The 11416-nt window shown below is 50.6% G+C and carries 14 protein-coding genes; 7 read left to right on the forward strand and 7 right to left on the reverse strand.

Annotated features, from left to right (window positions below):
- Positions 1-74: 74 nt before the first annotated feature.
- The 3 genes from IBX50_RS12835 to IBX50_RS12845 all read right to left on the reverse strand — a co-directional run bounded on the left by IBX50_RS12835 (position 75) and on the right by IBX50_RS12845 (position 1580).
- A complete protein-coding gene (locus IBX50_RS12835) occupies positions 75-293 on the reverse strand; it encodes a hypothetical protein (RefSeq protein WP_292256417.1) in 219 nt (72 codons plus the stop codon).
- A 13-nt stretch (positions 294-306) separates the two neighbouring features.
- A complete protein-coding gene (locus IBX50_RS12840; RefSeq protein ID WP_292256418.1) occupies positions 307-939 on the reverse strand; it encodes a hypothetical protein in 633 nt (210 codons plus the stop codon).
- 170 nt (positions 940-1109) lie between these two features.
- Positions 1110-1580, reverse strand: a complete 471-nt coding sequence (locus IBX50_RS12845) for a GIY-YIG nuclease family protein (RefSeq protein ID WP_292256419.1) — start codon at positions 1578-1580, stop codon at positions 1110-1112.
- Positions 1581-1878: 298 nt separating this feature from the next.
- Here IBX50_RS12845 and queA point away from each other — a divergent pair, with 298 nt between their 5' ends.
- The 5 genes from queA (at position 1879) to secF (ending at position 7293) form a co-directional block, all read left to right on the forward strand.
- The gene (queA, locus tag IBX50_RS12850; protein WP_292256420.1) at positions 1879-2913 is read left to right on the forward strand and encodes a tRNA preQ1(34) S-adenosylmethionine ribosyltransferase-isomerase QueA; all 1035 of its coding nucleotides are present in this window, start codon (positions 1879-1881) and stop codon (positions 2911-2913) included.
- A 26-nt stretch (positions 2914-2939) separates the two neighbouring features.
- Positions 2940-4055, forward strand: coding sequence for a tRNA guanosine(34) transglycosylase Tgt (gene tgt / locus IBX50_RS12855; RefSeq protein WP_292256439.1), 1116 nt, complete (start codon positions 2940-2942; stop codon positions 4053-4055).
- A gap of 70 nt (positions 4056-4125) precedes the next feature.
- Positions 4126-4455 carry a preprotein translocase subunit YajC gene (gene yajC / locus IBX50_RS12860; RefSeq protein WP_292256422.1) on the forward strand — a complete coding sequence of 110 codons (330 nt, stop codon included), beginning with the start codon at positions 4126-4128 and terminating at the stop codon, positions 4453-4455.
- Positions 4456-4489: 34 nt separating this feature from the next.
- Positions 4490-6337, forward strand: a complete 1848-nt coding sequence (secD, locus tag IBX50_RS12865; protein ID WP_292256424.1) for a protein translocase subunit SecD — start codon at positions 4490-4492, stop codon at positions 6335-6337.
- Between the two features lie 14 nt (positions 6338-6351).
- On the forward strand, positions 6352-7293 hold the full coding sequence (secF, locus tag IBX50_RS12870; protein ID WP_292256425.1) for a protein translocase subunit SecF: 942 nt from the start codon (positions 6352-6354) through the stop codon (positions 7291-7293).
- A gap of 113 nt (positions 7294-7406) precedes the next feature.
- Here the strand turns inward: secF and tcdA are convergent, their stop codons facing one another.
- The gene (gene tcdA, locus IBX50_RS12875) at positions 7407-8201 is read right to left on the reverse strand and encodes a tRNA cyclic N6-threonylcarbamoyladenosine(37) synthase TcdA (RefSeq protein WP_292256427.1); all 795 of its coding nucleotides are present in this window, start codon (positions 8199-8201) and stop codon (positions 7407-7409) included.
- A gap of 252 nt (positions 8202-8453) precedes the next feature.
- Between tcdA and IBX50_RS12880 the strand changes: the two genes are divergently transcribed.
- Positions 8454-8957 carry an oxidoreductase gene (locus IBX50_RS12880; RefSeq protein WP_292256429.1) on the forward strand — a complete coding sequence of 168 codons (504 nt, stop codon included), beginning with the start codon at positions 8454-8456 and terminating at the stop codon, positions 8955-8957.
- Positions 8958-8965: 8 nt separating this feature from the next.
- Positions 8966-10363 carry an ATP-binding protein gene (locus tag IBX50_RS12885; protein ID WP_292256431.1) on the forward strand — a complete coding sequence of 466 codons (1398 nt, stop codon included), beginning with the start codon at positions 8966-8968 and terminating at the stop codon, positions 10361-10363.
- 3 nt (positions 10364-10366) lie between these two features.
- On the opposite strand, the gene IBX50_RS12890 is transcribed toward IBX50_RS12885, so the two are convergent.
- The 3 genes from IBX50_RS12890 to IBX50_RS12900 all read right to left on the reverse strand — a co-directional run.
- Positions 10367-10819 carry a DUF411 domain-containing protein gene (locus IBX50_RS12890; RefSeq protein ID WP_292256433.1) on the reverse strand — a complete coding sequence of 151 codons (453 nt, stop codon included), beginning with the start codon at positions 10817-10819 and terminating at the stop codon, positions 10367-10369.
- Between the two features lie 11 nt (positions 10820-10830).
- Positions 10831-10968, reverse strand: coding sequence for a hypothetical protein (locus IBX50_RS12895; protein WP_292256436.1), 138 nt, complete (start codon positions 10966-10968; stop codon positions 10831-10833).
- A 10-nt stretch (positions 10969-10978) separates the two neighbouring features.
- Positions 10979-11416: multicopper oxidase domain-containing protein (locus IBX50_RS12900; RefSeq protein WP_292256437.1), on the reverse strand; the 438-nt coding region annotated here is incomplete at its 5' end.

An 11416-nucleotide genomic window follows, 5' to 3' on the forward strand; every position in this document is an offset into this window, starting at 1 on the left:
CTCACGCGGCCAATAAAAAACTCTGCGGCCTATTGACAGAGAGAAGGCTCATAGGTGTTGGGTTTCTGAAAAGCTTAGCGTGTTTCAGAATCAGTAGCATTTTCTTTCATCATTTTGTCAAACTTAGACCACCGCATTCGATGTCCATAAGTTGTTCCACTTGGAAACCATACAACTGATCCATTGGATATTTTTAATGTGCCCAACGTATTTCCGTCGTTTTTTATGATAAACTCTATATCTGATTTACCTAGTGGTCGACTAGGTACGCTAAAAGATACATCATGTGCCATTTTGTTACTCCGGTTAATTAAAAATAAAATTAATTGATAAGAGTTCTTCTGATTTATTGCTAGGCGTAACTATTACCTCATAATCAAACTCAATATCTTCTTTCACCTGCTGTACAACGCTACGAATGCTCTGCTCGTCCCATATCTTGCCTTTCGGTTGGCGCAAGTACATTCGATCAAATGGAAGAATATTTCTCATTGAGGCAAGGTCAATATCGTCGACACTTCTGCAAAATATATTCATATCAAATCCTTGAAATCCAAAATAACTACCAGCCTCCACTTCGCCTTCAAGATCCTGCTCTAGCCAAATGCCGATAGCGTTATCGCATTTACTAGGACATTGAAACTCTAGGAAATTATAATACTTATCCGCAAAATCTGGACCGTCAAAATAAATATCAACAAGATAGCCTTTAATGAATTGTATTTTATCAATTATTCGATTTGATAGCTCTGATTCCGAGACATTCAAATCCAATACGAGATCTTGATTTAATTCATGCCACTTCCTGAAACAAAATCCTCCATCAAAATCCGAATAGCCACAGCTCATAATTTCCTCAATGAGTTTATGGAACACAGATTGATATTGCTTTTTCCAACATTCAAACTTTTCCCAAAAATCTTGCGCTGTCTGATCCATACTTGCCTCTTGTGAACGCTGAAATAGCCAGCAAAGTCTGAAGTGCGGAAGGGCTTTTCGGGTTGATTTCCTCGTTAGAACAACTTTTTCATAAAATTCCCTTAGACCACAGCCTCTACCAAACCCAATCTGCAAGCAGAATTGATAACGACTTAAGCCAACCAAATGACCTACACACGCTTAGGAACTTTTATAACCGTGCCAGTAAGGCATGTAGAATCACGATTACCGGAGAACTGTAAGTTATGAACTGGGCGTTTGGTTCCTTGATGATTCAAAATGTCATAGCCCCACGACAGGCAATGCTCGATGAGTGCGGATTCAATTATTTTAAGTGCCTTGTCAATATCTTGGTTTGGCTTCTTTTCAAATACACCAATCAGTACAACCCGCTGCCCATTTTTCGCGATCTCAACACTTTTCATCAACTTCACGTTGTTCAACTGTTGAGCGATGCGTTTTTTTATGTTTTTTGCTTTTCCGACATATAGTGGCTCGATGGTATCTCCGTAGCGTCTGGCAAAAATATACACACCAGGATCAGCGGGAAAAGTATCAAAATCAGTGGCTGCGTATATCATCCCCTCATCTTCAGCACTAACCAGATCTTTTGGCACGAGCCAGCGAATACTTAACTCCACAACACCCCCTCCCTATGTAGATCAAAATGTACCAAGATAAACGGCAAAGCGTCTTAAATGCGTCACAGAAGCAGTACTGCGCTGACACCTTCAATTTCTCATTATTTTGCTTTCAGGTACGATTAAAAGCTTGCCAGACCCTACAGCCTGACTTTCGTTTCAAATTACCCATTCTTCTAGAAAAAGTCTATTGATCCATCGCATAGGCAAGGGTGTAACGCTGTACACATGACCCCAGCGCGTTTCTGGTTTAGAATGCGATTCCTTGTCAACTCCACTACGCAGATTCCTAGCACCCATGCAGCGCAGCGATTTCCATTTTGATTTAGCCGATGAACTAATTGCCCGTTTTCCTGCCGCCGAGCGCCGTGGCTCTCGCCTGCTGGTGGTGGAGGGTGATGAGGTTCAGCATCGTCAGTTTCCTGATTTGCTGGATTACCTGCGTCCCGGTGATCTGATGGTGTTTAACAATACCCGTGTGATTCCGGCGCGGCTGTTTGGTCAGAAGGAAACCGGCGGCAAGATTGAGGTGTTGATTGAGCGCCCGCTGGATGCTCATCGTGCTCTGGCACATATCCGCTCCAGCAAGTCTCCCAAGGCTGGTGCCAAACTGCTGCTGGAAGGCGGTATTCAGGCGGAATGCACCGGGCGCGAAGGTGCGCTGTTTTGTCTGACTTTTCTGGGTGATACACCCCTGCTGCAACTGCTGGAGCAGCACGGTCATTTGCCTTTGCCTCCTTATATAGATAGAGAAGATCAGCTGGAAGACCGCGAGCGTTACCAGACTGTTTATGCCCAGCGCCCCGGTGCGGTGGCGGCTCCTACTGCGGGTCTGCATTTTGATGATGCGCTGCTGGAACAAATTCGCACCAAAGGTATCGAAACCGCCTTTGTTACTCTGCATGTGGGTGCCGGTACTTTTCAGCCAGTTAAGGTGGATAAGCTGGAAGAACACGTGATGCACAAGGAATGGCTGGAAGTGACACCAGAAGTGGCCGAGCAAGTACAAGCCACTCGCGCCCGTGGTGGTCGAATTATTGCCGTGGGCACCACCAGTGTGCGCTGCCTGGAAACCGCCTGCCGCAGTGGTGAAATGCAGGCATACAGTGGGGATACGGATATTTTTATTTATCCCGGTTATCAGTGGCAGTGTGTGGATCTGCTGATCACCAATTTTCACCTGCCGGAATCCACGCTGCTGATGCTGGTGAGCAGTTTTGCCGGTTATCAGCCAATCATGAAGGCTTACCGTGCTGCGGTGGCCGAGCGTTATCGTTTTTTCAGTTATGGCGATGCCATGTTGCTGTCCCGCACAGCCAATCATCAGGGTTAATCTGAATCATGCGTTCTGAATGTTTTATGCAGTTTGATCTGCTCAAGAGTGATGGCAAAGCCCGCCGTGGTCGCATCACTTTTCCGCGCGGCACCATCGAAACCCCTGCATTTATGCCGGTGGGCACCTACGGCACAGTAAAAGGGATTCTGCCGCGTGATGTGGAAGACCTGGGTGCAGAAATTGTGCTGGGCAACACTTTTCACCTGATGTTAAAACCCGGTACAGAGGTGGTGCAGGCGCATGGTGATTTACACAACTTTATGCAGTGGCAAAAACCGATTCTGACCGATTCCGGCGGTTTTCAGGTGTTTTCTCTGGGTGAACTGCGCAAGATCACCGAAGAAGGTGTGCATTTTCGTTCACCGCATGATGGCTCCAAGGTGTTTATGGGGCCAGAAGAATCCATGCAGGTACAACGTGAGCTGGGTTCAGACATCGTGATGATTTTTGATGAATGCACCCCCTACCCAGCCACCTTTTCTGAAGCGGAAAAATCCATGGAATTGTCTTTACGCTGGGCGAAGCGTTCACGTATTGCCCACGGTGATAGCCCTTCTGCCTTGTTTGGCATTATTCAGGGCGGTATGTACCCGGATTTACGCAAGCGTTCACTGGATGGCCTGCTGGAAATCGACTTTGACGGTATGGCCATTGGTGGCCTGTCGGTGGGTGAACCCAAGGAAGAAATGATCAAAACCCTGGATTACCTGCCAGCGCTGATGCCAGCCGATAAACCCCGTTACCTGATGGGTGTGGGTAAACCCGAGGATCTGGTGGAAGCAGTGCGTCGGGGTGTGGATATGTTTGATTGCGTGATGCCCACCCGCAATGCCCGTAATGGTCACTTTTTTACCGATGAAGGTGTGGTGAAAATCCGCAATGCCAAATACAAAAAAGACACCGGCCCGATAGAAGAAGGCTGTGATTGTCATGCCTGCCAGAATTTCTCGCGCAGTTACCTGCATCACCTGGATCGCAGCGGTGAAATGCTGGGTGCCATGCTGGGCACCATCCACAACCTGCGCCACTACCAAAGGCTGATGGCCGGTTTGCGTCAGGCGATAGAAGCAGGTAAATTGACGTGTTTTGTGGACGAATTCTATGCGCGGCGGGGACTGCCAACGCCAGTCATGGCGTAACAGAAAACACTGATCATACAAACGTAAACTTTTAAGCTTTAAATTAACCTCAACAACCTAGGAGCCCTCAATGGACTTTTTTATCTCTGCTGCCCACGCCAGCGGTGGCGGTGCCAGCCCCATCTCCAGCATTCTGATGCTGGTGGGTTTTGTCGCCATTTTTTACTTCATGCTGATTCGCCCACAGCAGAAGCGCGCCAAAGAACACAAAAACCTGCTGTCTGATCTGGCAAAGGGTGATGAAGTCACTCTGGCTGGCGGTATGCTGGGTCGTGTGACCAAAGTCACTGATGAGTTTCTGGTGCTGGAAATTGCCCAGGACGTTTCCATCAAGGTGCAGAAAGCCGCCGTAACCGCCGTACTGCCAAAAGGCACACTCAAAGCAGTGGACGCCGAGTAATTCCGTTTTTAACTACTGACCTGACAAGGCTGCCATGCTGAACCGTTATCCACTCTGGAAAAACCTGCTGATTTTGCTGGTCATCGGCATCGGGGCAATTTATGCCCTGCCTAATATTTACCCGGAAGATCCAGCGGTACAAATCTCCGGCTCGCGCAGCTCCATCGTCATTACCGAACGCGAACTGAACCGTGCTGAACAGGCATTACAGAGCGCCGGTATTAGGGTGCTGCAATCCAGTCTGGAGAACAACACGGTGTTGTTTCGCCTGGCAGATGTTGAGCAGCAGCTGGCCGCCAGAGAGGCAATCCAGCAGACCCTGGGTGATGGTTTTGTGGTGGCATTAAATCAGGCTGCTACTACTCCTGAGTGGTTAACCAACCTGGGTGCACGCAGTGTAAACCTGGGGCTGGATTTGCGTGGTGGTGTGCACTTTTTGATGGAAGTGGACATGGACGCCGCGCTGAAACAGCAGCTGGAAGTAACGGCCAGCGAAGTACGCGCAACCCTGCGTACCGAGCGGGTTCGCTTTCGTCAGGTCAGTGTTGAAGATGGACAACTGCAGATTCGACTGGCTTCCGCAGATCAATTGCCGGATGCCCGCCGACTGCTGCAGCGTAATCTGAGTGACTATGTTTTTACTGAAGATGCTGATGCCGGACAGCTGATACTCAGCATGTCTGAGCAGGCCATCCGTGATCTGGAAGACTACGCCGTGGATCAGAACCTGATCACCCTGCGTAATCGCGTCAACGAACTGGGTGTGGCCGAGCCGCTGGTACAGCGCTCCGGTCGTAACCGCATAGTGGTGGAGCTGCCTGGTGTACAGGATACCGCTGCAGCCAAGCGGGTACTGGGTGCCACCGCCAATCTGGAATTCCGTCTGGAGGCTCGCCGTAACGCTGATCCTCTGGATACCGAAGATTTTACCTTCCGTGATCAGCCGGGCCGTAACGCCCTGCTGGAGCGGGATATCATCACCACCGGCAGTAATGTCGCCAATGCCAGCCTGGGGTTTGATGAAAACAACCGTGCGCAGGTGGATATTCGCCTGAATGGTCAGGGTGGTCGTTTAATGAGTCAGGCTACCCGCCACAATGTGGGTCGCAGCATGGCCGTGGTATTTATTGAATACAAAACCCGCACTCGCATTGAGCGTCAGGACGGTGAGCGGGTGGAAGTCCGTGAGCCTTATACCGAACAGGGTATTATTTCTCTTGCCACCATCCAGAGTGAGCTGGGTTCCAGCTTTCGTATTACGGGTGTAGGCAGTGTGCAGGAAGCCTCTGAACTGGCGCTGCTGCTGCGTGCCGGTGCACTGGCCGCACCGATTTATTTTGTTGAAGAACGCACCATCGGCCCAAGCCTGGGCGCAAAAAATATTGAACAGGGCATCATGTCGATCCAGATCGGTCTGGCATTGGTAGTGTTGTTTATGCTGCTTTGGTATCGCACCTTTGGTGTTTTTGCCTGTGTGGCACTCACCACCAACTTGATTCTGCTGGTGGCGCTGCTCTCTGCGTTGGGTGCCACCCTAACCCTGCCGGGTATTGCCGGTATTGTATTAACCTTGGGTATGGCGGTGGATGCTAACGTGTTGATTAACGCCAGGATCAAAGAGGAAATGTATCATCGAGGTATGTCTCCTCAGAATGCCATTCATGCCGGTTATGAAAAAGCCTTCTCGACCATTCTGGATGCCAACATCACCACTCTCCTTGTTGCGGTTATTTTGTTCTCCATTGGCACCGGGCCGGTGAAGGGTTTTGCGGTTACCCTGTCGCTGGGTCTGTTGACCTCCATGTTCACCGCCATCATGGTGACTCGGATGCAGGTTAACTGGGTGTATGGTGGTCGTCGCATTGAACGTCTTTCGTTATAGGTCAGGAGCAGAACATGTCTAAAGCATTAACTCACAAAATGCTGAATATCAATATTGATTTCATGCGCCTGCGCCGCCTGGCCTTTGGTCTTTCTGTCGTGTTGCTGCTGGTGTCCGTGGTTTCTCTGGCAACCCAGGGTTTACGTCTGGGTCTGGATTTCACCGGGGGTACTCTGGTGGAATTACATTATGATCAGGTGCCGGAACTGGAAGCCGTTCGCAACCAACTGGAAGCAGGTGGTTATGAGCAGTTTATAGTGCAGAACTTCGGCAGCTCCAGAGATGTGCTGGTACGTCTGAATCAGGGTTTTTCTCCTGATGTGGGTGATCAGGTACGCAGCCTGCTGGCCGGTGGTGACGCCGGGGTTGAGCTAAAACGTGCCGAGTTTGTCGGTGCCCAGGTGGGTGAAGAGCTGCGCGATCAGGGCGGGCTGGGTATGCTGGTGGCACTGATCTGTGTGATGATTTATGTAGCCTTTCGTTTCCAGTATAAGTTTGCACTGGGTTCGGTGTTGGCTCTGGCACACGACGTGATCCTGCTGCTGGGCTTTTTCTCGCTGTTCCGTATCGACTTTGACCTGACTGTACTGGCAGCTTTGCTGGCGGTGATTGGTTATTCACTGAATGACACTATTGTGGTGTTTGACCGTATCCGTGAAAACTTCCGTACCGTACGGGAGGGTTCACCTAAAGAACTGATCAACCTGTCGATCAACCAGACTCTGATCCGTACCACCATCACCTCTTTAACTACGCTGCTGGTGCTGTTCGCCCTGCTGATTTTTGGTGGTGCCATGATCCACAACTTTGCACTGGCATTAATTGTGGGTGTACTGATCGGCACCTACTCCTCCATTTATGTGGCGGGCACCCTGCTGCTGAACCTCAAGATTACTCGTGAGGATCTGGCAATTCCGGTAAAAGAAGGTGTGCTGGAAGAAGACGGTCGTCCCTGACTGCAGGGTCGCTAATGGCAGAGGCAACAATACCCACAACAACGGAAGCACCCATCAGGTTCATCCAGTCCGAGAATGAGCCTTGCTTAAAACGCAGCGGGAACTGATCCATGTTATTTTTTGATCAAGCGATCCACGGCTCGCTGTGCCGCGACAAAAGCAAAAGTACCTGTCACAAAGCTGGCCGAACCAAAACCACTGGCACAGTCCAGCTTTAATGCCTCACCGGGTTCTGGTTTCTGACAGGCCACACTGCCATCCGCCTGCGGATAAACCAGTTGTTCGGTAGAATAAACACACTCCACCTCAAAACGGCGTTTGGGATTGCGGGTAAACCCATAATCCCGGCGCAGCAGATTTCGCACCTTGGCCAGCAGCGGATCCTGTGTGGTGCGTGCCAGATCTGCGGTGGTCACTAAGCGTGGATCCACCTGCCCACCCGCACCACCCACTACCACCAGCCGTACCTTGTTACGGCGACACCAGTGGATGATGGCTGCTTTCACCGGCACCGTATCTGTTGCATCAATCACCACATCAAAACCCTGTCCCAGCTCTTCGGCCAGATTTTTTTCTGTGATAAAACAGCTGCGTGCTTGGATATCGGCTTCCGGGTTAATCTGCAACAGGCGCTCCGCCATTACCTCCACCTTGGATCGACCCACAGTTGAATCCAGTGCATGAAGCTGCCGATTGATATTGCTGGTGCAAACATCATCCAGATCATACAGGGCGATACCACCTACACCGGTTCTAACCAGAGCCTCGGCTACCCAACTGCCAACACCACCAATACCAATCACCGCCACACGGGCAGCAGCCAGTTTTTCCAGCCCGGACCGGCCATACAAACGGGCAACACCACCAAAGCGGAACAAGTAAGCTTGTGATAAAGGTGCAGCACTCAAGATAAAAGATCCTTAAAATCAAGTGATTGATGCTCATTGTACAATATTCAAAGCCTTCAATCCGACAATTTCGCAGCCGCAGCGAAAACCCTGCCCAACGCCGATCTAGAAGTACTCAAGACCCGCTTCATGAATCTTGGTATCCTGGAAGCCGATGCATTCCATTATTAACCCGAGCTTGTCGCTTTCTGGGTGCCTCCTACAACAAAAAACTGCATACTTGTTTGCTTGTCCCAACTCCTGAGATCAGACATGTATAGATTACTCGCCACCCTTTTACTGACCCTGCTGCTGTCTGCCCCTGCTATTGCCACAGAGCTACCAAAACCTGAAGGGGCTGTACTGCTTAGCGTCAGCGGTAAAATCCGCTTCACCAACCAAGATGACACCGCTGTTTTTGACCTGGTTATGCTGGAATCCCTGCAGCAGAAAACCACTCGCACTCGCACTCCTTGGAGTGAAGACATCGACAGTTACACCGGCCCGCTGGGACGAGCACTGATTCAGGCTGTTGGTGCAGAACAAGCCAGCATGATGAAAATCACCGCCTTGAACGACTTCAGTGCAGAAGTTCCGGTCAGTGATTTCATGAATTATGACGTGATTTTTGCCTTGCAAAAGAATGAACGTTATCTGCGCATCCGTGATCGCGGCCCGTTATTCACCGTCTATCCATTTGATGCCCATCCAGAGCTCCAGACTGCAATGCATTACAATCGATCCGTCTGGCAAGTCAAAGCGATCGAATTCTACTGAAGGTTTCCGTGTCCAGTTCTCCAGATAGGTCTACGATCCACAAACAGCTGCGCCTCTGGTTATTACCCTTAATTGCCGGGCTATTCCTGATTGCTGCTTTAACCCTGTTATTCACACTGCAGAACCGGGAGCAAAAGTTCAAAACAGCAGAACGTGATGATGCGCTATGGGCAGCCTACCAACTGGATCGTGAAAACCTCCGGTTCAACAGCCTGCTTAACCAGCACCGTATCAATCCGGATAAAGTTCACTGGCAGGAAGTCGAACTGCGTTTTGAGATACTTTACAGTCGGCTCAACCTGCTGCAACAAGGGCAGTTTGCACGGGTTTTTGGTGCAGAAAATTACTCCTCGGAGCGTACCCAGCAAGCCATTCAGCTAATCGAAACCATGGATGACTACTTTATCCAGCAGCAAGCTCAAACCCCGGAGGGAATGATGCAGCTGCTGACACTCTCCCAGCAACTGCAACAACTGACCGACCCACTGGTGACCCATATGAAGGGAACCAGTACCCGCCTGACCACCGAACATCGCCAGCAGTTGCAGCAGTTATACCAGTATCTAGGCGGCCTGGTACTACTGCTGACCCTGACCATGAGCCTGATTATTCTGTTGTTGATCCGAAAAATGCTGGAGGCGCGCAAGGCACAACAGCAGGCGCAATTTATGGCAAAAGAGCTGAAAAAAACCGCACAACTGGCCGAGCAGGCCAGTCTTGCCAAATCAAATTTTCTTGCCACCATGAGCCACGAAATTCGTACACCCATGAATGGCGTACTGGGTGTTACCGACTTGTTGCGGGAAACACCACTGACCCGTGAACAACACAAATACACCGATGCCATTTATAACAGTGCGGATGCACTGCTGAAGTTACTGAATGATCTGCTGGATATTTCCCGTCTGGAAGCTGGCAAACTGCTGCTTCACCCTAGCGAGGTGCAGCTTGGACAACTCCTGCAGGAGATCATGGATTTTTTTGCAGCCAGCCTTGGAGAAAAGCCAGTGGTTGTCAGCTGGACACTAGACCCACAAGCTAATAACACCTATCAGATGGATGCAGGTCGCCTCAGACAGGTTCTGCTAAACCTGCTGGGTAATGCATTAAAGTTCACCGAGCAAGGTCGAGTGGAGCTGCTGGTCACCCAGCAGCCCCAGGGATTGAGGTTTGAGGTACACGATACTGGCCCTGGAATAAAACCCGAAGCCCAGCAACAATTATTTGAGATGTTCACCCAAGCCGACAGCAGCATTTCCCGCCGTTATGGGGGTGCCGGACTGGGGCTGTCCATCTGCAAACACATCGTTGAACAGATGCAGGGTGAAATTGGTGTCAGCAGCCAACCCGGTGTGGGCAGCTGCTTTTATTTCACCCTGCCGCTACAACCTCTGGCAACGGCCTGATGCTCACTGGGTATTGTATTCCGACCAGACGCTCTGCTGCTGCGTTTTTACGTCAAAACTCAGCACCTGATAAGCATCAACCCGCCCGGTTTCCATACCGGGTGAGCCATGCGGCATACCCGGCACGGCCAGCCCGGTGATCTTAGGGCGCTCACTGAGCAGCCGTTTGATATCCGCAGCAGGTACATGCCCCTCGATCAGATAACCCTCAATCACCGCGGTATGGCAGGATGCCAGTTGGGGTGGCATGCCCAGCTCCTGCTTTTTGCGATTCAGGTGAATCAAATCCACCGCCTCTACCTGAATGCCAGCCTCCCGGATGTGATCAATCCAGTCATTGCAGCAACCACAGCTTTCCGACTTATAAACCGTCATGGTCTGCGCCAGCAGGGTGCCAGAAAATCCCAGCAATACCGCTGAGAGGCCTACTTGAAGCCAAGTTTTTTTAATGGACATGCAGCACCTCCTTAGTTCATTTTTTTTCCAAACAGGTACTTGATCAGTGCGGCAATACTCAGCACAACCAGCAGTAACAGACTGAAGCCCACCAGCGGCATCAACCAGCCCATCATGGCACCACCTTCCTGCATTGAATTCATCATCATATCGACCTCCTCACTTCACCAGAATACTGGCCATCATGCCCAGCTCTTCGTGTTCAATGATGTGGCAGTGAAACATCCACTCTCCCGGCTGTTCAAACACCAGCCGGATTTTTTGGCGCTGGTTTGGCTTCATGTTGATGGTATCCTGCCAGCTGCGGTAAGCCGGGGGTTGCCAGTTGCCAGTTGCGTCCTGTACTGCCACTACCTGAAACTGGGTGCCGTGTACGTGGAAGGGATGATCCATATGGGATTTGTTAAATACCTCCCACTCCTCCACCTGCCCGACTCGGCCTTCAAACATCACCCGTCCAGGTTGGAAGGTTTCGCCATTGATCATAAAACGGATGGGAGGGCGGCCAGCCATCATCATGCCACCACCCATCATGCTGTGATCACCACCCATCATGCTGTGATCACCACCCATCATGCTGTGATCACCACCCATCAT

The organism is Marinospirillum sp., assembly GCF_014859565.1.